17 protein-coding genes, 1 other RNA gene and 1 pseudogene are annotated in these 22,251 nt (G+C 39.4%); 11 read left to right on the forward strand and 8 right to left on the reverse strand.

Annotated elements, in window-relative coordinates; translation table 11 throughout:
* The first annotated feature begins 25 nt into the window (after positions 1-25).
* Positions 26-520 carry a phosphatase domain-containing putative toxin gene (locus tag PMAN_RS09335; protein ID WP_010557149.1) on the forward strand — a complete coding sequence of 165 codons (495 nt, stop codon included), beginning with the start codon at positions 26-28 and terminating at the stop codon, positions 518-520.
* 129 nt (positions 521-649) lie between these two features.
* Here PMAN_RS09335 and PMAN_RS09340 read toward each other — a convergent pair whose 3' ends face one another.
* The 5 genes from PMAN_RS09340 to PMAN_RS09360 form a co-directional block, all read right to left on the reverse strand.
* Positions 650-1,078, reverse strand: a complete 429-nt coding sequence (locus PMAN_RS09340; RefSeq protein WP_010557150.1) for a DUF6491 family protein — start codon at positions 1,076-1,078, stop codon at positions 650-652.
* A 325-nt stretch (positions 1,079-1,403) separates the two neighbouring features.
* Positions 1,404-2,123, reverse strand: coding sequence for a DUF6445 family protein (locus PMAN_RS09345; protein ID WP_010557151.1), 720 nt, complete (start codon positions 2,121-2,123; stop codon positions 1,404-1,406).
* The gene (locus tag PMAN_RS09350; protein ID WP_010557152.1) at positions 2,116-2,856 is read right to left on the reverse strand and encodes a SapC family protein; all 741 of its coding nucleotides are present in this window, start codon (positions 2,854-2,856) and stop codon (positions 2,116-2,118) included. The genes PMAN_RS09345 and PMAN_RS09350 overlap by 8 nt, the downstream gene beginning before the upstream one ends.
* A gap of 38 nt (positions 2,857-2,894) precedes the next feature.
* Positions 2,895-4,451, reverse strand: coding sequence for a tryptophan halogenase family protein (locus PMAN_RS09355; protein WP_010557153.1), 1,557 nt, complete (start codon positions 4,449-4,451; stop codon positions 2,895-2,897).
* A gap of 71 nt (positions 4,452-4,522) precedes the next feature.
* Positions 4,523-7,816: a TonB-dependent receptor gene (locus tag PMAN_RS09360; protein WP_010557154.1), complete on the reverse strand. Its 3,294-nt coding sequence runs from the start codon at positions 7,814-7,816 to the stop codon at positions 4,523-4,525.
* 355 nt (positions 7,817-8,171) lie between these two features.
* Between PMAN_RS09360 and PMAN_RS09365 the strand changes: the two genes are divergently transcribed.
* The 8 genes from PMAN_RS09365 (at position 8,172) to PMAN_RS09395 (ending at position 14,782) form a co-directional block, all read left to right on the forward strand.
* Complete coding sequence (locus PMAN_RS09365) at positions 8,172-8,744, forward strand: RNA polymerase sigma factor (RefSeq protein WP_010557155.1); 573 nt, start codon at positions 8,172-8,174, stop codon at positions 8,742-8,744.
* Positions 8,737-9,831: a FecR family protein gene (locus PMAN_RS09370; RefSeq protein ID WP_010557156.1), complete on the forward strand. Its 1,095-nt coding sequence runs from the start codon at positions 8,737-8,739 to the stop codon at positions 9,829-9,831. Before PMAN_RS09365 ends, PMAN_RS09370 begins: the two co-directional genes overlap by 8 nt.
* 36 nt (positions 9,832-9,867) lie before the next feature.
* Complete coding sequence (locus tag PMAN_RS09375) at positions 9,868-11,298, forward strand: sugar porter family MFS transporter (protein WP_010557157.1); 1,431 nt, start codon at positions 9,868-9,870, stop codon at positions 11,296-11,298.
* 224 nt (positions 11,299-11,522) lie between these two features.
* A complete protein-coding gene (locus PMAN_RS19140; protein WP_242032461.1) occupies positions 11,523-11,849 on the forward strand; it encodes a hypothetical protein in 327 nt (108 codons plus the stop codon).
* Positions 11,803-12,780 (forward strand): OmpP1/FadL family transporter, encoded by a 978-nt coding sequence (locus PMAN_RS09380; RefSeq protein WP_242032462.1) that lies wholly within the window; start codon positions 11,803-11,805, stop codon positions 12,778-12,780. Before PMAN_RS19140 ends, PMAN_RS09380 begins: the two co-directional genes overlap by 47 nt.
* A gap of 1 nt (position 12,781) precedes the next feature.
* Positions 12,782-13,195 (forward strand): YeeE/YedE family protein, encoded by a 414-nt coding sequence (locus tag PMAN_RS09385; protein WP_010557158.1) that lies wholly within the window; start codon positions 12,782-12,784, stop codon positions 13,193-13,195.
* Between the two features lie 3 nt (positions 13,196-13,198).
* Positions 13,199-13,600, forward strand: coding sequence for a DUF6691 family protein (locus PMAN_RS09390; protein ID WP_010557159.1), 402 nt, complete (start codon positions 13,199-13,201; stop codon positions 13,598-13,600).
* A gap of 102 nt (positions 13,601-13,702) precedes the next feature.
* Positions 13,703-14,782 (forward strand): mechanosensitive ion channel family protein, encoded by a 1,080-nt coding sequence (locus PMAN_RS09395; protein ID WP_010557160.1) that lies wholly within the window; start codon positions 13,703-13,705, stop codon positions 14,780-14,782.
* A 29-nt stretch (positions 14,783-14,811) separates the two neighbouring features.
* Here the strand turns inward: PMAN_RS09395 and PMAN_RS09400 are convergent.
* A pseudogene (locus tag PMAN_RS09400) lies at positions 14,812-16,947 on the reverse strand (TonB-dependent siderophore receptor).
* Between the two features lie 221 nt (positions 16,948-17,168).
* Between PMAN_RS09400 and zigA the strand changes: the two are divergent.
* Together zigA and PMAN_RS09410 are read left to right on the forward strand one after the other, a co-directional pair.
* Complete coding sequence (gene zigA, locus PMAN_RS09405) at positions 17,169-18,368, forward strand: zinc metallochaperone GTPase ZigA (RefSeq protein ID WP_010557161.1); 1,200 nt, start codon at positions 17,169-17,171, stop codon at positions 18,366-18,368.
* Entirely contained in the window at positions 18,368-19,063 is a 696-nt protein-coding gene (locus PMAN_RS09410; protein WP_010557162.1) for a DUF1826 domain-containing protein, read from the forward strand. Before zigA ends, PMAN_RS09410 begins: the two co-directional genes overlap by 1 nt.
* A 54-nt stretch (positions 19,064-19,117) precedes the next feature.
* On the opposite strand, the gene PMAN_RS09415 is transcribed toward PMAN_RS09410, so the two are convergent.
* Positions 19,118-21,880 (reverse strand): response regulator, encoded by a 2,763-nt coding sequence (locus PMAN_RS09415; RefSeq protein WP_010557163.1) that lies wholly within the window; start codon positions 21,878-21,880, stop codon positions 19,118-19,120.
* Positions 21,881-22,074: 194 nt separating this feature from the next.
* Positions 22,075-22,171, reverse strand: an RNA gene (ffs, locus tag PMAN_RS09420) — signal recognition particle sRNA small type.
* Between the last annotated feature and the right edge of the window lie 80 nt (positions 22,172-22,251).

Here is a 22,251-nt window from a genome sequence, read left to right on the forward strand (position 1 = left end):
ATTTATTAAAAATAAAGGACTTACCATGAGCGCGCACCCGTACGATGTTTTATCACTCAATAACGGCGCAAATATTATTTTTACGCCTTGCCCTGGTACAAAAACGCAAAGCCTAGCGGATTCAATCGCTACATTAAAAGCCGCTGGCACTCACTTGCTGTTATCGCTTATGCCGCAAAAGGAGCTTGAAAAAAACAACGTACAAACAATTAATACTGAGTGCCAAAAGCACAATATAACTTGGTTTCATTTACCTATAAATGACGACGAAGCACCCAAACAGCCTTTTATATCAAGCTGGAACACACACAAAACAGACATATTACAAGCCATACAGCAAAAACAAACCATTGCCATACATTGCAAAGGCGGCACTGGCCGCACAGGGTTGGTTGCTGCGCTTATTTTAAATTCAGCAGGTTACACAAAGGATGAAGTGTACAGCTTAGTACAAGGTATTCGCCCTAAAGCACTAATTATAGAATTGCAAAAAGAATACTTTGAAGAGTTTATGATTTAGGTATTTACGAGGTGTAACATTAACCTGGCATGGCTTTGATTTTAAATCTAGAACTAAAAATGCGTTTATTCAACGTTTCTTAAATAATAGTTGACCTTAAAAGGTCAACTATTATTGTTGTTATTAAATTCAACTTTGGATAGGATTTCCAATACTTTCTAAATGCTCTGTTTGGCCAGCAGTAAGTGGGTAAATCGATTTTATAAAACATTTTTTTGTAGGTTGTTCAATGGTAGAAATTGAATCCCCTTCCTTATGTATAACAAAATTAGAAAAGCGGTTTAACTCAATTCCATGAGATTCATTTAGGTCATGGCAAGTGCCCTGGGTTTCAATCAAATAATCTTTTTTATGTGCCGCTGAAATAATTAAGAATTTATCAGAAAGTGGTTTCCAACCTTTAAACCTAAAGCTATTGATTTTATCTTCACCTGCTAAGTTTTCTTCAGACAAGTACTTTGCATATGCTTGGTCTTTTTCTTTCAGTGAAATATTGCTTGTTGCTGAACAGCCTAAAAGCACTGTTGCTGCTAATGTAATAACTAAAATGTTTTTCATAAATTATCCCTATAAATTAAAATAATTAGGTAAATTACAAATGTATATTTATTGCGAAAACATACAACTTAGTAGAGCTTAATTTTTACACTCATTCTAAGAAGAACAAAAAATACACAGCCAATCTTACAGTAGAATATTATTTTATCTTTGTCATCTTTTTGTTAACATTTTAGGTAAATTTAAAGTATTTTATTTTATAAAAGAGGTGGCAATAAATCCCCTCTTATAACTTTAAGATATATGAATTCTAAAAACCATTTATAAAAATCAATTTATAATCATATGAATTAGCGTCTACCCGCTGCAAACAACACATTAATAGTCAGCACAGAACCACAAAGCTACTAATAGTTAAACGCCCATTAATTGGATCGCGAGCATAACCGTTAGCCGCATTTATATTACCAGAATGCAATAAGTTGCTTGGATATATAACAACCCGATTTAGCTTTGCCTCTAAACTGTAAACTTGCTCAAACAAAGCTGTGCTGCCATTTATATAATGTGGGTTTTTATGAAGCTTTTGTGCCATGGCTTGTTGCTTTATAGCTTGCCTATAAGGGATAAGTCGCTCTTTTGTTATGCGTTCATACCCCAGGGCTTTATGTTTATAAAATGAAGTACCCCCATGTGTTTCATCACATAAAAAATGCACCATAGCAAGTTGCTTCATATTAGGTGTGTCAAAATGGGGAAGCATTTGTATTGGCCTGAGTTTATCAGGTTCAGTGCATGCAATTGAAAAGGCAGAAAGTATTACATCAAACTCGCTTTTATCTGCCATATTAAAGTGTGAATTAATAATTGGCGACAGTGCTTTTAGCTGCTCTATATAACTAAGCGGTGCTGCTTTTCTTACTCCTGGATAAAAATCACTTTCTTGTGCGTAAAATGTTTCCCTCGTATTTTGAGAAAACACAGCAAAATTAATTAGCGCATCTACATTATTTACAAAATCATCAATAACAATAATTGGGGTTTGCTCTTCCCCAACAGTGTGTATCTGTAACACCATATTTTTGTTAAGTGTAAAATCAATCATCGGCTAAATTAAGCACCGCATTTTTACGCTCTATTAATGGGTATATCTGACCAAGTGAGGTTATTACTGTATAAATGGCAGGTAATAAAGCGCGTTGATGTAAAAGCGTAATTTGATCACTATTAAGTTGTGCGAGTCTTTCTTGATTAATAGTGTATAAGCCGTTTAACTTTGTTCTTTGACTGTTCTGAAACGTTACCTCAAGCGATAAAGGCTGCAGTAGCTCATGCTGTAACAAGGTATCTATTAACTTTTTATTGTCTAATTCGCCTTGTAGTAAATGCCCTAAACACTGCTTTATTTGTTTAAAATAGCCACTTTCTTCTGCGCTTTGGGTATAAATTGGTTCTAAATTATTTTCGCTTTGCACAGAGCTATTAACTACTGCAGGGCTGTTTAAATTAATACACACAGGGTATTGCGTCTGCTGCGAATGCGTATCACCAACAAAAAATGGCTGACGCTGTAACTGAAGCGGTAAATATACGCCCTGCCACTGTGATTGCTGATAAAACAAGTTCTCATGTTGCTCAAAGCCTAATAAAGCATTGAGTGTAAACTCGCCTGTTTCTGAGTTTTTTGCAAAAACTATAGGCTGCTGAACGGCAATTTGGCTAAGCTCCGCCATAACTACGGGGATCATATTAAGATTTTTAGCGTGTGATTGTGCTTTTTGTGTATCTATTTTTATATGCTGATGAGCACTTTGCTCTAATGCGACTAAATTTTCCATGCGTGTCTCTTTATTGTTTTTATGTGTAATTTTTTAAGCTAGATAGCACTAAAACCATGGTGCTTAATTTTATTAAGCAGCTCTCGGTTACTAGGTAAGTTAGTGACTGCTTGGTTTATCATGCTCTTATTTTTATCAAACTGACTTTTAGCGAAAACAGTGTCTTTAAGCATATAGGCAGTTGTGCTGTAATCACTTTTAAAGCCCATGCCGTATAAAACATATTGATAACTGGCCGCTGGAAACACCTCATTATTACTTGTAAAGTCGTGATCAGCAGGAGCGCGGTATTGCCACAACTTCATTAGATCTAGTAAGCTTTGAGGAATCGTTTTTGGGTCTCTGTTATCACGCCAAAATGCGTTATCGTCACGGTTTGATAAAATATAATGCAGTTTTAAAAAGTCGATTATTTTTTCCCACCTATAGGTAAACGTCTCGTTAAAGCGTTTGGCGGTAATATCCATAATATCGCGGGTCTGGGGGAGTTGTTCGCTTATCATTTGCGCTGACATTTCTACTAATACCAATGCAGAGGCTTCAAGCGGCTCTAAAAAACCAGCTGAAAGCCCAACCGCAACACAGTTGTTCTGCCAAAAGTGTGAGCGGTGGCCGCTTTTAATAGGGATTTTTCTAATTGTTAACGACTCTATTTTATCGCCTACATACGCATTGAGCTTTTCTCGTGCTTCAGCTTCGCTACTATATTTACTCGAATACACATAACCCACACCACGGCGGTGCTGTAATCCTATATCCCATATCCAACCTGCTTCTTGCGCTGTTGAAATTGTGTGGGATGCAATACGCTCATCTTCATTCTCATAAGGGACTTGCACTGCTAAGGCGGTATCAATGAATAGCACGTCATCGCACGGCTTAAAAGGAACCTTATAATGCTCACCTAATAACAATGAAGAAAAGCCGGTGCAATCAACAAATAAATCACCGCTAATTTCACCTTGTTGCTTTGTGATAACGCTTGCAATATCGCCATTATCAGCACTATTAACCTGTGTTACATCAGCCAAAATATGTTTAACGCCAAGCTGCTGCGTACAATGCTTTTGTAAAAAAACGGCAAATTTTGCCGAGTCTAAGTGGTAGGCATAATTAGCTATAGCAGCATATTCTGGGGTGTGAATTGTTTTAGGGGCAAGCCCTTGCTCACAAATAGCTTCTTGGTAACACACTGCATTTGAAAAAGACGTGGACTCAGCGGCATTATTTAACCAATGCCCTGCCATATCTGTTTTTGAAAAGCCCTGTGGCAAAACTAATGGGTGGTAATAAAAATCATCATTGCTCCCATCCACCCACTTGGCGAATTTTGCACCTTGCTTAAAGCTTGCTTCACACTCGCGTATAAAATCAGTTTCGCTAATACCAAGTGCTATTAATGTACTGCGCATGGTAGGCCAAGTACCTTCCCCAACACCTATAATTGGTACATTTGGAGACTCAACGAGAACAACATTAAGGCCATCCGGGGTATTACTTTTGTGGTGCGCCGCTAATCGTCCGGCTGTTAGCCAGCCCGCTATACCACCACCAACGACAACCACTGTTTTTATTTTTTTATTTTGCTGGTTCATACTTGTTACCTATAAAGGCATATTGAAAAAGTGGCTATTACTAATTGTAAAAGCCACTTTATTAATTAAAGTTAAAAACTACCGCGAATACCTAACGCAAAACGTCGTCCGCTATCTTCAACCAACAATAATTGATTAGAAAAACGACCACGCTTGTGCACGTATTCTTCGGTTAAGTTAATACCTTCAAAAAATACCGATACATTTTCGGTAATGTCATAGCTGCCGCTAGCATCAAGTTGTGCGTAATCTTCTACAATGGTTACACCATCGCCATTTAGCTGTGTTAGTGACTGTACAAAGCTATCGCGCCAGTTATAAGCTAAACGCGCTTGAAATGGTCCATTCTCATAAAAGCCAACCACATTATAAGAGTCGCTTAAGCCTGTTAATGCAAAAACTTGAGTTATATCTGCAGAGTCTAACTCTGCATCGCTGTCTACAAATGTTGCATTAACCATAAATCCAAAGCCACTATCAAAACTATGTTGTAAGGCGACTTCCCAGCCATCAACAATCGCCGATTCGCTATTATTTGGTAATGTATTAGTAAATACAGCCGTTGAGTCGCCAGCATCAGGGTTGTCTACATCGTTACCTGTAGAGGGGTCAGTTAACAATCCGCCGCCAGACAATTCAAAGGTTAAGTCTTCGGTCGTATTAATAATGAAGTTAGCAACATTTTTTCTAAAGTAACCCGCAGATAAATAACTGGCATCAGCGTAATACCACTCCAACGATAAATCTAAGTTATCAGAGGTAAATGGCTCAAGCGCTGGGTTACCAGAGCTTGATGTTAAATTGCCGCCTTGACGAGTTGTTTCAATAACTGTTACAGGCGACATACTATCGAGCGTTGGCCGTGTAATTGTTTGTGATACCGCAGCACGTGCTATTAGCTCATCACTTATTTCAAGCTTTACACTAAAGTTAGGCAAAATCGCTTCGTAATCTGAACTTGCTGAAATATTTTCTACAGCGCCAAAGTTAGCGAGCATTTCTGTTTTATCTAAAATGGTTAATGCACTAACCGGCTCATCTGTGCCCTTTACTTTTACATCAGTGCTTTCGTATCTAAAGCCCGCTGTTGCGTATAAAGGCATGCCTGCAAGTTCAGCTTCAAAGTCGAACTCTGTATAAAACGAGAACGTATCTTCAGTGATCTCAAACGACTTATTACGTTTAACTGCATCAAAACTAATGGGCTGACCATTCGCCGCAGCTATTTGCTCAAGGTAAGCAAAATTTGCCTCGCCATCGTGTGCAAGCCATGACGTTGGCATTCGACCGCTACCGCTTACATCACCTAAAAAGTCATCCCCTGCGTCAAATACGAATTGCGCTAAGCCATCCATACTTGGATCATTCGGGTAACCACAAAAAGTACAGTGAATACCAACACCTTCGTTGTCCCAACGATCAAGGTTTTTAGTTTCTGTTGAATACATAGCGCCAAATTTGACCGAAACTAGGCCAGAGGTGCCATCGTTATACCAAATGTTATCCCAGCGAAATTGATCCACGGTATCTTCTACAGCCCAACCACGGCGTAGCATTACATGTGCTCGGCTATTGGCGGTATCTAAATGGTTTGATACGCCATCGGGCGTAACAGCAGGGTTATAAGCAACACCGTCAAGCTCTTGCTGACCGCTGTAAATATTGGGATTAGCAGAAGCAAACTCACTCGCGTAAGGCAAAATACCGCCATCAACTTCGAATCGAACTCGGTTAGCATAGCCAATCAAGGATAGCTGATCGCCACCACCGTTATTAGCCTCACGCTCAGCTTTTGAGTGGCTTAAATCAAATTTCATATTTAAATTATCGTTTACATGCCAATCAAAGTTTAAACCTAATGCGCTAGAGTTTGTTAAGCGATCAAACTTTTTAGCGTGCATATCAGTAGCAAGGCCTACCTCTTGATATAGATCAACCACAGTACCATTTTCGTCTACGGTTGGGCCTGCAGCCCCGCCAAAGCCTTCTAAGTTTGGTGCTGTAAACCAATGCCCGTATGACGTGGTGTCTGCTTCTACATCGAAATCAGAATAAAGCCCATCAGCTGTTATGACTAAATCATCTGAGGGTGCATACTGTATAACTAAATTTGCATTAGTACGTGTACGTGTTTCTGTAGTAACTTTATGATCATAGTTACGCGGCGAAAAAATATTACCGGTGTATGCTTGCCCGCTTTGAGTTTGCGGGTTTGGGACGCCTACATTTTCTAACCAGCCATCTACCTGCGCCTGGTTTAAGCGTGTTTCGCGCTCTTGGCGAGAAACAGCAAATAACACACCCAGTGTGTCATCATTAAATGTATTGCTGATTAACCCAGATATCTCAGGTGTAGTTTCTTCACTATTTTCATCGTAAATACCCTTAGCACTGCCCGCAACTTTAAAGCCATTAATAGCAAATGGGCGCGCTGTATTTACATTGACTGTTGAACCAATACCACCTGACTGCTTTGTGGCTGTTGAGGTTTTAAATACGTCTAAGCTTTTAACCAGCTCTGATGCAATGGTATCAAAACTAAACGCACGGCTTTGATTTTCAGAGGCCATTTGGCGTCCATTTACAAGCACTGTATTAAACTGAGGGCCAAACCCACGTACTGTAATGAGCTGCCCTTCACCGCCTGAACGGTCTATTGAAACCCCTGTAATACGCTGTAAAGACTCAGCTAAATTTGTGTCAGGAAATTTACCAATATCTTCAGCTGAAATGGAGTCAACCACGCCACCCGCTTCTCTTTTGGCATCCATAGCTCGGCCAAGCGAGCCTCTAATTCCGCGTACTTCAATTATTTCTGGTTCTTGTGCTGCTGTCTCTGCTACTGCAGGGAGCGTTGCCATTGTGCTTAGTACAGCTAGTACAGCACTCGACACGCCATTTTTTTTATAGTTAGCCATGTTGTCAGTTCTCTCGAAGCTTGGATCTATTAAAATAGATATTTGCCCATCTTCGCTAACATGCGGTTGCAACCCTGTGCCATCGAGTAAAATCTGTAATGCGTTTATTATTGAATACTCGCCAGCAATAGTATTTGTTTGTAACTGCTGAATTTTATCCAGCGGAAAAAGCAAAGTAATATCGGCTTGCTCGGCAAAATTTATTAGCGATAAATCGGCCCTTTGTCTGGGAATATTAAACACTGCTTTATCGTTTACAGGGCTCGCTTTTACCTCGGTGGTGAATAAGCTAAAAACCAGCACATAAATTGGTAAACAAAGCGGCAAATGCACATATTCCTTGTGTATAGTTTTTGGCCATACACTGAACAAAGACGAGTGACTTTTTATTTTCCTCCATAAATATTTTTTATTTTTTTTAAATAAATTATTTTTTTGACTTGCCATGCTAATTTGTTTTTGCCTTGATTATTTTTATTGTTAGCGCGTTTACTTGTATTTTTAAACGATTAAAAATACAGTCCAAATTGCCATTTTTTACTTATTAATTAAAAAGTTAAAGTTTTTAAAATGAATAATCAGTACCTGGTGAGGTATTTGTAATGAAAAAAACTGTAGTACACTTCGCCTTTACATTACAAGCTTTATGCCCCGTGCGGTTAATGAACATTAAATTTAAAAAATAAAATGCTGATTTATTTTTTAAATTTAATGGCGGATTTTTTCTTACCATTCGTCTTAGTTTGTAGTGGCAAAACAATAACAATAATTGCCGTAAACACACACACGAGACACACACTAAATGACGAAAGACACACTTTTTTATAAGGTCTATTTGGCCTCGCGCAAAAGTCTCTCAAATGTAGTTGCACGCATAGTGCCGCCACATGAAATTGAAGATATAGTGCAAGAAACTTATGTGCGAATTTGTCAGATTAAAAACACTGAAAACATAAGCTCACCAAAATCTTTTATTTATAAAACGGCGCGAAATTTAGCGCTCGATTACCAAAAGCAAGCCAATATACGCCTAGTCGATGGGATCGACAACATGGAAGCGTTAGAGCAACTCTTAGCGGAGCATCAGCAAGACGAAATGTATGAAAAAGCACTAACCGATAGTGAGTTTTCTAATTTTTGTGAAGCCATACGGCTTTTACCTGTGCAGTGCCGCAAAGTGTTTGTATTAAAAAAAGTGTATGGTTATTCGCAGCGAGAAATTGCTGCTCAATTAAACCTTAGTGAAAGTACCGTGGAAAAACATATAGCAACAGGCATGAAACGTTGTACGCAATTTATGCGTCAATCTAAAAAAAGTGTTTATGAGCAACCAAATACTTCTTCGCAGCTAAATGCAGGAGGTGGGAATGACTAATATTCATCACATAAACGAGCGTAACACTAGCGACGATTCACGCCTTGATAAGGCCAGTGAGTGGTTGGCTAAACTTGACCGTGGATTGACTAAATCTGAAGAGCAAGCGCTAAAGCAATGGTTAGCACAATCTTATAAAAATGTAGAAGTGTTACTTGAGGTAGCAAAGCTGTGGGATAAAATGGACGATCTCAGTCGTTTGTCAGATTTATTTCCACAAACACCAGTAAAACAAAAACGTCTCCCTATGTGGTTGAGTGCAACTGCTGCTTCTATTTTATTAGCGGTTGCACTTAGCCTTTTTCAAGAAGCGTTTAACTTTTCATTTTTTTACCCAGTTAATCAGTCAGCAGTGGTTGCTAAACAACTCAATTTTCAAACCGACGTAGGTGAAAGTAAGGACATACTGCTTTCTGATAAAAGCAAAATCACCTTAAACACAAATAGCTTCGTTCAAGTGAGGTATACCCAACACTCTCGCGTAATAAATTTACTGCGTGGCGAAATTCATATAGACGTAGCTCACGACAAAACGCGTCCTTTAAGTGTTATCGCTGGTGATAAAGTTATTCAGGCTGTTGGTACTGCATTTAATGTAGAAGTAGGTCAAAAGCAAATAGAACTCATTGTGACAGATGGCAAAGTCCTTGTTGCAGAGCAAAAAGCCGAATCGTTACCCAACCTTTCCCTGGGGACTAATAAACAAGGACAGTATTTATCAAATAGTTCAACTTCGGTGTCAAAGGGAGAAAAACTTGATTTAAGCTTTAAAGGTAAAATTGCTAAAGCGGTCGAAAAAGTTGATCCTATGGATGTAGCCGCTAGATTATCTTGGCGCAAAGGTAGCTTAATATTTAGAGGTGAATCACTTGCTGAAGCAATGGCTGAAATCAGCCGCTATACAAATATAGATTTTGAGCTTTCAGAAGATGACCGTCTCAAACAAGTACAAGTAGCTGGCATGTTTAAAACGGGCGATATTAAAGGACTATTAGAAGTATTAAACAATAATTTTAATATTGATTATGAGAGAGTTAGCCCTGATAAAATTCGTCTAAAATACGCTGCACCACACATCTCAATTTAGTAAAGTACACAATAATAAAAACTAGGACACACAATTATGACATCACCTATCTCGCCGAGCAGTCATAGCTCGGCGCACACATTGGGCACATGCTCTCTTTTTTATGTAATTTTTATCTCTGCAGTGGCTGCTATTGGTGGCTTTTTATTTGGTTTTGACTCGGGCGTTATTAACGGTACGGTGTCGGCGCTCGGCAATGCGTTTAATTCAAGCAGTGTGGCTACGGGCTTCAATGTGGCATCGGTATTATTAGGGTGCGCCGTGGGGGCTCTTGCTGCGGGCCCGCTGGCTGATAAGTTTGGTCGCCGTGCCATTATGATCATCACCGCGATTATTTTTGCTATTAGTGCGTTTGGCTCAGGCATTAGCGAAAGCTCGGCCGAGTTTATTTTTTACCGCTTATTTGGTGGCTTAGGTATTGGTGCTGCATCGGTATTGGCGCCGGCTTATATTGCAGAGGTTGCACCACCCGCACTTCGTGGTCGTTTAGCTACACTTCAACAACTCGCTATTGTATTGGGCTTGTTTGCTGCGTTTTTAAGTAACTATTTAATTGCTGATGCAGCTGGTAGTGCGCAAAACATTTTAATGCTTGATATAGCCGCTTGGCGCTGGATGTTTTGGGTTGAGCTTGTGCCTGCAATACTGTTTTTAGTGGGTGTGTTGTTTATTCCTGAGTCGCCTCGTTATTTAGTGGCGCAAGGTAAAGTAGACGATGCAAAAACGGTATTTAGTAAAATTTCGAACGACAGTGCTGATGCGCAAATAAGCGATGTTAATAGCTCTTTGCATAGCGATAAAAAGCCGAGTATTCGTGATTTATTTATTGATGGCAGTAAAAAAGTACACCCAATTGTTTGGGCGGGTGTTGCGCTGAGTGTATTTCAGCAATTTGTAGGTATTAACGTGGTATTTTATTACGGCTCTGAGCTTTGGCAAGCTGCTGGGTTTGACGAGTCGCAATCGCTATTTATAAATGTATTAGCGGGTACTACTAATATTGTATCGACCTTTATTGCTATTGCCCTTGTTGACAAAATTGGTCGGAAACCACTTTTACTTGTGGGCAGTGTGGGTATGTTTATTAGCTTAAGTGCGCTTACTTATATATTTGGCAGCGCAGGCCTTGATGAAGCAGGCAAGCTTGCACTTAGCGATAACATGGGTACGTTTGCGCTTATAATGGCTAACTTATTTGTGGTATTTTTTGGTTTAAGTTGGGGCCCGGTTGTGTGGGTGTTATTAGGTGAAATGTTTAATAACCGTATTCGCGGCGCAGCGCTTGCAGTTGCTGCAAGCGCACAGTGGATTGCTAACTTTGCCATTACCATGACCTTCCCTATTATGCTGGCTAATATTGGCCTTGCAGGTGCGTACGGCTTTTATGCGTTATCGGCACTTATAAGCATATTTTTTGTGGCTAAATACATTAATGAAACCCGTGGTAAAACACTTGAGTCTATGTAATTAGCCCAATAAAAAGCGGTGAACCCTCTCACCGCTTTGTGTTTTCTAGTTAAATGATTGATTCAACAGTTGTATGCAAGGATTAAGAAGTTACTGCGCTAAATATTGAATTCACTACCCACCCTTAATATTCTTTTTTACTATAAGTAATCGATTTAAATTCCTTTTTTGAATATAGAAAATTAGCTATTGTCCGCCTTTTCCAACTACGTATGTCTGTCAAAATGAAAAATAAGTTAGTATCTGGTTTGGCCCTAACCTTTACCCTAGGTTCTTTTAACGTACTTGCTACCAATGGGTATTTTACTCATGGTTATGGCATGACCCACAAAGGCATGGCAGGTGCGGGTGTTGCGCTATCGGAAGAATTGATGTCGGGTGCAAATAATCCTGCTAGCTTTAATGTAAATGACACTGAAATTTCAGTTGGGTTAGAGTTATTTTCACCTGATAGAAAATACACAGCTTCATCTGTAGATATGTTTTATCCTAATGCGCTTTATCTTGAAGCAAAAACCCAAAAAAGTGATAACATTATTTGCTATTCCTGAATTTGCCATTGGCCACCAGCTCAATGACAAAATAAATATTGGCTTATTAGTTTACGGCAATGGCGGCATGAACACCGACTACAACGCCGAGTCAGAACCCGAAGGCACATTTTATGCTGGCACGACTGGCGTTGATTTAAAGCAGATGTTTATTAGCCCAACTATTAGCTATCAGTTAAATGAGCAAACAAAAGTGGGGGTTTCACCTATTTATGTTGTGCAACAGTTTAAAGCGACAGGCCTTGGAAACTTTGCGCCTTTTTCGCAATCACCCCAAGCGCTTACAAATAATGGCACCGACACCAGCACAGGTTTAGGTGTACAAGTGGGTATAACTCAAACCGTAGGCACATCGTTTAGCTGGGGTGCCAGTTACCGATCATCGGTGTCTATGGATGAGTTTGATAGCTATAAAGGTTTATTTGCAGAAAATGGTGGCTTTGATTTACCAAGCTCGATTCAAATTGGTGCCGCTTATAAGTTAACGCCTACAAACCAGGTTGTATTTGATTGGCAAAAAATAAACTACAGTGAAGTTAAAAGCATTGCCAATCCAATGAGTAACTTAATGTCTGCACCTTTAGGTGCAAGCGCAGGTGCAGGGTTTGGCTGGGAAGATATGGATATATATAAACTAGGCTATCAGTGGCAGCGCACTGCAAAGCAAAAAATTCGCTTTGGTGTTTCATACACGCAACAGCCTATTCCATCGTCTGAGGTGTTATTTAATATTTTAGCGCCGGGTGTACAAGAGTGGCATTTTACAACGGGTTTTAGTCATAAAGTTAGCGAAAAAGTACAATTAAACGCTATGGCTTTTTACTCGCCAGCTAAAAAAGTATCGGGTGCAAACTTTTTAGCGCCTAACCAACAATTATCAATTGAAATGCAACAGTCTGGTGTTGGTGTATCTATTGTTTGGGGAATTTAAAATGGTAACCGAATTTACGCCCATTTCAGCCGCTTTAGGCGGTGCGTTAATAGGTATAGCCTGCGCACTATTACTGGTTTTATTTGGCAAAGTAGCCGGTATTTCAGGATTAGTTAAATCGCTGTTCACCCCATTAAAACCCGATAATGTATGGAAAGTATGCTTTATTGCAGGCTTACTACTTGCAGGCGTTGCTACCTTATTTGTTGCACCTGAATTATTAGAGGGCGATTTAAATATACCCTCTTGGTTAATTATTGTAGCGGGACTTTTAGTGGGTGTAGGTACTTCACTTGCGAATGGTTGTACAAGCGGGCATGGCGTGTGTGGCATGTCGCGTTTTTCTACTCGCTCTTGGGTTTCAACATGTGTGTTTATGCTTGTTGCCGTTATCACTGCTAACTTAATTGGATAAAACATGAAAGCAATTACATCGGTGTTTTTAGGCTTTATTTTCGGCTTAGGTCTTATTATTAGTGGAATGACTAACCCTGATAAAGTACTCAATTTTTTAACCTTTGGCGAGAATTGGGATGGCAGTTTAATTATTGTAATGGCTGTAGCCATGGGAATAATGATGTTGGCGTGGTTTTGGGTTTCTAAAAAAGACAGCCCTTTATTTGGTGAAGCATTTAGCCTGAGTAATCTAAAAAATGTAGATCGTAGATTAATTACGGGCTCTGTTTTGTTTGGTTTAGGGTGGGGATTGAGTGGTATATGTCCAGGCCCTGGCTTGGTTCAGTTAGTGTCACTCAAAATGGAGTTTTGGCTGTTTTTTGCCTCGGTACTAGGTGGAATGTGGTTGGCTAAAAAAATATAATCCACTATTGCCGAGCTTGTCTCGGCAATACACCTTTTTTATTCTAAACATAGGTACATAACTTGCTGTAATAAATATAAATATATTTATTAGGTTTAAGTTATGCTCAAAAATACGCTTGACGTTATTAACAACACCCCTTGGTTGAGTACAGTAGCTTACCTTTTACTCATAACTATACTCTTGTTTTTTATTCGTTTTTTTATAATGTATTGGTTAAAAAAGTGGACATCAAAAACCACTTTTACCTTCGATACCCTACTTCTTGATTCAATATCTAAACCACTCACGCTTTGCACATTTATTGTGCTAATCACCATTTTGGAGCACGATACATTCGTTATTGACCCCGAGTTAGCGAAGCGAATTCCGTTCAACAGCATCAATATTGTATTAGCTTTACTTGCGCTTATTTTCTTTTTAAATCACTTTATTATTGGCACGGTTAATCACTACGCTAAACAATCAGCCGTTATATTCAATTCTCAAAGTATTATTAAGGGGGTTATTCGCGTTACATTGTTTTCAGTAGGGTTGTTGGTTTTATTAGGCACATTGGGTATTTCAATTACACCTATTATTGCATCTCTTGGTATTACGTCATTGGCGGTGGCACTTGCTCTGCAACCCACCCTTGAAAACTTTTTTTCGGGCGTACAGCTCGTTATAGATAAACCCATACGCGTAGGTGATTTTATTGAGCTTGAGTCAAAGGAGCAAGGCTTTGTAGAAAAAATTGGTTGGCGCTCTACGTGGGTTAAAATGCTGCCAAATAATATGATTATTATTCCTAATAGTCAGCTTTCTAAATCGCGTATTATTAATTACTTTTACCCCGAAAAAGAGCTGAGTGTACCTGTTGATGTAAGCGTACATTACAGCTCAGACCTAGAATTTGTAGAGCAGGTAACGCTTGAAGTTGCGCGACAAGTACTGATTGACCATGAGTGGGGCGTTGATGATTACAATACCTTTGTGGTGTATCACACCTTTGATAACTCAAGTATTAATTTTACCGTAATGCTGCGCGCAAAAGAGTACTTTAATCGGTTTTGGGTTAAATCTGCATTTATTAAAGCGCTGCACAAACGCTATAACCAAGAAGGTATTGTGATCCCCTTTCCTATTACAGCTATCAACACAGCTCAAGAAGCCGCTAATTTTAATAGTGATAAAAATTAAGCGCGAGATAAGCTCGCGCTTAATTTACTTTAAAATTTATAGGTTACTTGGCCTACTATTTCACGTGGGCTGCCCGGGAAGTGGCCGTTACGCTCACTAAAGCCACTTACTGCGTATTTTTTATCGAATAGATTATTAATATTTACGCTTAATAACACATCATCAAAGCGGGTAGTCCAGCTCATATCAAATACAGTAAAAGGTTTAACTTTTTGGCCATCTTAGCTTATTTGCTCGCTTACGTAATTTGCGCCAAATGCTATAGACGAGTCGATGCTATCAAGCGCAAAACGCGACCATAAACCAGCTTGGTGGCGCGGGGCATTAGCAAAGCGAGAGCCATCACCGTAGGTGCTTGAAATAGTATCGCCCGTTACACCCTCAACAACCAGTGTATCGTTATATGCGTAGTTAGCAGTTAGCGTCCAGTGCTCGGTTAAATCGCCCACCAGCGTTGTTTCAAACCCACGGCTTTCTACCTCACCAATATTTAAAAGTGCTGCAATGCCATCCCCCGCGCCAGTGTCGTCAGGGTTGCTCATTACTACGTTTTCTTTATTAATTTGGTAAATAGCAAAGGTGCTCATAATTTTGCTATTAAGCCATTGGTTTTTAATACCAATCTCGGTTTGTTTACCGGTTTCTGGGGTTAAGTTGCCCTCGCCCTCTACATCTTCTTGATCGCCTGATGATGCGGGGTTAAAGCTTTCTGAGTAATTTATGTATACCGATGTGTTTTCAACAGGTTGGTATGTAACAGCCACGCGCGGTGTTATATCGTTATCTGAGTAACTATAACCGGTTTCTTTGTTTAGCTCTTTAAAATGGTCATAGCGCAGGCCGGCAATCACGGTCCATTGCTCGTTAATGCTTACAACATCTTGTACGTAAACACCAAAACGGTCGGTTTCAACACCATCGCGGTTCATGTCTGTCAGGTTATAAGTACTTGAGTCGGTTTCGCCGTAATTTAAGTTAAATATGTTTAAATTAGTCACACCGTCTGCTTCATAGCGGGCACGTAAGTAATCGTACTCGGTATCAACTATGTGATAGTCGCCGCCAAATAATACTTGGTGTGCTAATTGGCCTTGCTCAAAGCTATAAACAAAGTCGGTAGTTAAGCTTGTTTCTTCGTTTGCGCGGTATTGCTTACGGTATTCGCGTTTAATAGTTTCGTCATCAATGTTTGCTTCACCATCACCGTTTGCATCTACCCAGTTTTGCGACTCATGATAAGCTTGGTCGCGTTCGTTATCCATGTAACGTAGTGTGCTACTTACAGAAAAATCATCATTAAAGTAATGCTTTAGCTTGCCTTGCAGCACTAACGCTTCCATGTCTTGGTAGTCAAATGCTTCGTTTGCGTTGTAACTTGGGTCAACTAAAAAGTTGCCGTTATCACCTACCGGTACACCACGTAAACGGTTACCCCCTAAGTCTTGCTTGATGTAGTCAACACTTGTAGTGAGTGTGGTTGAATCTGTTAAATCAAATAATAAACCACCGGTAAACTCACTGTTTTTTGAATCTGCATTATTACGAAAGCTGTCTTGTTCCTCATAATAACCACCTGCTCGGTACGCCATGGTGTCGGTTAAACCGCCGGTCATATCAAGTGATGCACCACGTGTGTTGTAATTGCCAAGCGTTAGCTTTAGCTCTTTGCTTTGCGTGTACAAAGGCTTTTTAGTCACATAGTTGATCATACCGCCTGGCTCACCACCACCATATAACGCAGAGGCTGGCCCTTTTAATACTTCTACACGCGCTACATTAAATAACTGTGGTACACCAAAGCCCGAATACGGGTCGCCGCGGACGCCATCGTAAAATACATTGGCATCGTCTCTAAATCCACGAAAAGTTACACCCGAATAACTGTACTCACTTACCCCTGCTATAGAACGGTATAAATCGGTAATGTCGCGCGCAGCTTGATCAATAATAAGTTGCTCGGTTAATACCTGCGCAGATTGCGGTAATTTAATAAGATCTAAATCCGTTTTAGTGCCAATTTTACTTTCGGTTTCTAGGTAAAACTGCTGAGCGCGGCCTGTTACTTCTATTGTTTCAATTTCGTTATTTTGCTCGGCAAATGCCACATTAGAAAAAGCAGAAAAAGATGCAGCAATACTGAGCGCCAAATATTTTTGGTTAAACATGTTGATCCTGAAAAAAGGTGTATAAAACACCTTAAATGATAACGACTATCATTATCATGCGCAATGTAAATAATTTCATATTCACCTTTATTTTTCGTGTGAAGAGTTTTGAGCAACACACTAAATTTGCAACTCAGCTTTGAATAAATTAAGAGCATTACTGGAATACAGTATTGATATAATATAACATATCTAAAAATGCAATTTAGTAAGATTATTAAATGATAAATAAACTGCCCGTCACAGTGATATCAGGTTTTTTGGGGGCTGGTAAAACTACTGTACTTAGTCATATTCTTAATAACAGGCAAGGAAAAAAAGTCGCCGTCATAGTTAACGATATGAGCGATATAAATATCGATGCCGCAACAATTAAAAGTGGTGTATCGCTTAATCACAGTAACGAAAAACTGGTCGAGATGAGTAACGGTTGTATTTGCTGCACCCTACGAGAAGACTTACTTATTGAAGTGGGCAAACTTGCCAATGATGGGCGTTTTGATTACCTCGTCATTGAATCTACAGGCATATCTGAGCCCCTCCCCGTTGCAGAAACATTTACCTTTGCCGACGAAAACGGGGTTTCACTTAGTGATGTTGCCACCCTCGATACCATGGTAACAGTGGTTGACGCGGTTAACTTTTTAAACGACTACGAACAAGCAAACGACTTACAAGATACTGGCGAATCGTTAGGTAAAGACGACGAGCGAAGCGTTGCCGACTTACTTGTTGACCAAGTTGAATTTGCTGATGTTATTTTAATTAGTAAAACTGATTTAATTACAAACAATGAATTAAATAAACTTACTGCTATTTTAAATACGCTTAACACTCAAGCTAACATTATTCCTATATCAAACGGGCATATTAATATTAACGAAGTGCTAAACACCGGCTTATTTAATTTTGAACGTGCCCAACAAGCACCGGGTTGGCTTAAAGAAATGCGTGGTGAACATATTCCCGAAACCGAAGAGTATGGTATTGGCAGTTTTAATTACACTGCGCGCCGCCCATTTGATCCTGAAAAGTTTTATAACTTTTTGCACAACACCGAGCAATTTGGCGAGCTCATTCGTTCTAAAGGATATTTTTGGTTAGCAACACGTCCTTTATTTTGCGCGCAGTGGAGCCAAGCTGGCGGTATAGCGCATTACGGGTTTGCAGGCATGTTTTATAAAGCAATACCTAAAAAAGACTGGCCCACAGAGCCCGAACTACTTGCTGATATAAACAGTAAGTGGTTAGAGCCCTTTGGTGACATGCGCCAAGAGCTTGTGTTTATTGGTCAGTCGTTAAATAAACACGCCATGATTAAAGCGCTTGATGACTGCCTACTCCCAGAAGATGCTGTTCTAAAAGGTAAAGATTTTTGGAAAACCTTTAACGACCCGTTTCCTATTTGGGAGGAAGAGTAATGAATGCCCTAGCCCCAATAACAGCGCAAGTAAAACCGGCGGAACCGCTATACCGAAGAGCAGCTATAGAGAGTAATGCCAATGTATTGCCACAAATTTATAACCAAGACACTAACATTGTTATTTGGCAAAGAGACCTTGAGCAAACATTAACAAATGCAGTCAATACACTCATTACCGCCAACGCTTTAAAGCCACTTGAACTTGCGGTATCACCTGATGATGCGTTTGATCAATTAATAAAAGCGCTTAAGCCAGAAGATAATAACCGCGATGAAATTAAAGCTTTGTGTGAAGACATCACACTGTTGGTTGAAATGTTTTGCTACCTGTTTGATTTAAAACGCGCCGGTTTAAGGCTAAAAATATTAGATAAACCTATGTGCCCGCGTTTTCATGTAGACAAAATTCCGTGCCGGCTAGTTACTACCTATCAAGGTGTTGCTACGCAGTGGTTAAATCACAGCGATGTAAGCCGCTCAAAGCTCGGTACTGGTAATTTAGGTAAGCCTGATGAGGAGTCTGGCTTAATTAAAAGCCTAAATAATATTAACCAGCTAACAGAAGGCGATGTTGCACTGCTTAAAGGCGAATACTGGGATGAAAACGAAGGCGCAGGTTTAGTGCATCGCTCGCCACCGTTGGCTGGAACTAATAGCGCCCCTAGGTTACTGCTGACTCTCGATTTTATATAAAATTAAAGCGCCATTCATAAAGGCCATATTTTGTCTGGCCTTTATCAATTATACTTAACCTATCTTTGTAAGGTTATTAGCAATAACACTGTATAACCCCTGAGAGTTAACCGGTTTTGAAATAAAGTCATCCATACCTACATCTAAACAACGCTGCTTATCTTCTTCATATGCATTGGCTGTAATAGCGATAATTGGAACCCTTTTATCTTCCCCTATTTCATTTTCGCGAATGCGTATAGTACATTCATAACCGTCCATATTAGGCATTTGACAGTCCATTAAAATTAAATCAAACACATTACTTTTTAATGTTTTAAGCGCTTCTAAACCGTCGTTTGCCATTGTAATAGTAACAGCTGTTGGCTCTAACATTTTTGCAATTACTTGGCGGTTTATAGGATTATCCTCTACTAGCAAAATATGCTTATTGATCAAATCTGGTAAAGATTGCTCTTGTACACGCTTTGCTAAATCGACAATTTGCGCTTTAAGTGCATGTATCGAAAACTTAATCGTACTGCCTAAACCTGGCACGCTATTGAGGGTTATTTCACCCTCCATTTTTTTAATCAAACCTTGGCAAATAGCCAGCCCAAGCCCTGTACCGCCATACTTACGAGCTACGCTAGCATCTGCTTGGGTAAACTCACTAAAAAGTAATAGTTGCTGCTCTTTTTCAATCCCAATTCCGCTATCAGACACACTTACCGTCAGTTGCTCATCTTTGTAATCAAACGATAAACGCACAAACCCAGCCTGAGTAAACTTTTGTGCATTTGACAATAAGTTAATAATTATTTGATTTAAACGTAAGTCATCTACATTTAAGCAATCGGGTAAGTCTGGGCTGCGCTGAATAATAAACTCAACATTGTTAGAATGAATAATGGGTGAGAATAACGAGTGTATATTTTCTATAAACGGAGCAAGCAAAGTAGCACGGGGGCTTATTTGCATAGCGTTAGCTTCAATTTTAGAAAAATCTAAAATATCATTTAATATTTGTAGTAAATTTTTTGAGCTTTTTTGTTGTGTTTCAAGAAGGTCACGCTGCTCATCAGTAAGGGTGGTATCACGAAGTAATACCTCACCCATACCTAAGATGCCGTTCATAGGCGTGCGCAGTTCATGACTCATATTGGCCAAAAACTGTGACTTAGCTTTATTAGCTTCATTAGCAGATTTAACTGCTTTTGTTAGCTCATCTGTTTGCTCTGCCACTTTAACTTCCAATTGCTGGTTAAATTGGCTTAGCTGTTTATTTAGATCCTGATTTTTAATATTAGACGCTTGTAAGCTCTCTATTGAGTCCCTTAACGCACTTCCCAGCATCTTAAACTGCTCTTGTAGCTGCAGTACTTCGTACCAACTAGACTCTGTATTAAAATGTTGTTTTTCTGATTTATCAAAACCATGCATTAAGTTAGTCAAACCAATAATTGGCTGAACTAATAAGTTAGACAAATGATGTATAAACAACACCACTAAAAATATCAACACTGCACTAAATAATATTGTTGGTAACCAGGCACTTGCTACTACCTTTGTTAAGTGCTTACGATTGTAAAACGTGATGACCTGCCATTTACTAACAGTATCAACATACTGATTGGTATGAAATACTTCATTATTAACAGAACGGAACAGTTGATTATCGCCCAAGTTACTTATCGTAAAATCTAAAGTTTTAAAGTCAGCCAAAATGTCAAATTGTGCTAATGAGCTAAAAACAATCCTTTGCTCAGCATCGAGTATAATTAGCTCACCAGTTTGGTTAAACAAATTCGGTATATATTGCTCTAAACGTTCAAGCTTTAACGACCCTTCCACTACACCATAAAACTCATCATTTCTGTAAATAGGCGCAGAAAGTGCAACTATAGGTTCATTACCAAGGCCACGCCCCTGAAACACACCACTGCTATAACCTTGAGGATACTGTTTAGCTTGAGAGAAATAAGGGCGGTCGTTTACAAAGCGCTTTTCTTCACTAAGTCCTTCTAATAATGTGCTGGGAATACTTTTAGCTACATAGCCATTTGGCATTGCATATAAGCTTGTAGTAAAACCTGGGTATAAATCCATTAACTGCGTTAACTGTTGTTGTATAGTAATTCCACCACCTATGGCATCACTGCTCATTACCACCGCGTTTTTATGAAACTGTAAATAGTCATTCAACTGTGTGCTAATTGATTTCGCTTTTTCTTCAAGCTGAGCATTTACCTCATACTCTATGCGTGAGTGATGATCGTTCACTAAAAAAACACTTGTAATAAGGACAACCAAAACAATAATGACGCTGACAACATAGCTAAGAATACGGGCGAGTGGGCGTCCTTGATAAGCACGACTAGCAAAGGGTACAAATATGCTCATCAAATCAACGAGTGCTAAACTTATTAATGCGTTTACCAGGTATTTAAACACTGCAACAATAAGCGTTAGCGATGCTAAATCCATTACAAACTGGCCTATACCCCAAATGATAGGCAGTCCAACTAAAAACCAAAATACGGCACCTAAGGGTAAAATAGGTTTAGAGCGTCTTAAACAAAAAATATAAAGCCATAAAAGCTCCAACAAATAAACTATGCTGGGCCAACAGTGCCCCCACCTATAGAGTAAAAAGCTTGAGACAATTGCGAGCGTAAGGCAGGAATAACGCAGCCCAGTGAATACTAAGCTGCATAAAACAAAAAATTGTCCAAATAAAAATTCAGAACTATCGAAAAAATACAGGGGTAAAAGGTTAACCAACCCGCCTATTAACCCTAATAAAATAGCTAGTGCCCACTTACTTCTTTGAGACATTACAACAACCCTTGGGCATCTGATTTAACATGTGTAGCGTTAACGTTAACGTATTATTTCATTATTGCGCAATATCTAAGTGTTGTCTATATGGCAGAAATATAGGGAATATCAGAAAATAAACTTGTGTGTATTTGGTTAAAGTTTTTAAATTGATTAGCTGTAGTCACCCAAATGAGGAATTTGGGTGGCAGTCTTACCAGCCACATCTCGGCACACACGTCACAAACTGTGGCTGCTCCCTTCCGGGCCTGACCAGGTTCGCCTGCTAGTGTTGCGAGAGGACCAATAAGACTACCATTGAGGGCCTTGGTTGGCGCGGGAGAGATTATCTCTACTTTTACTGTGTTATTCAAGGGATAATCAAAAAA

This window comes from Pseudoalteromonas marina (assembly GCF_000238335.3).
Classification (GTDB): Bacteria; Pseudomonadota; Gammaproteobacteria; order Enterobacterales; family Alteromonadaceae; genus Pseudoalteromonas; species Pseudoalteromonas marina.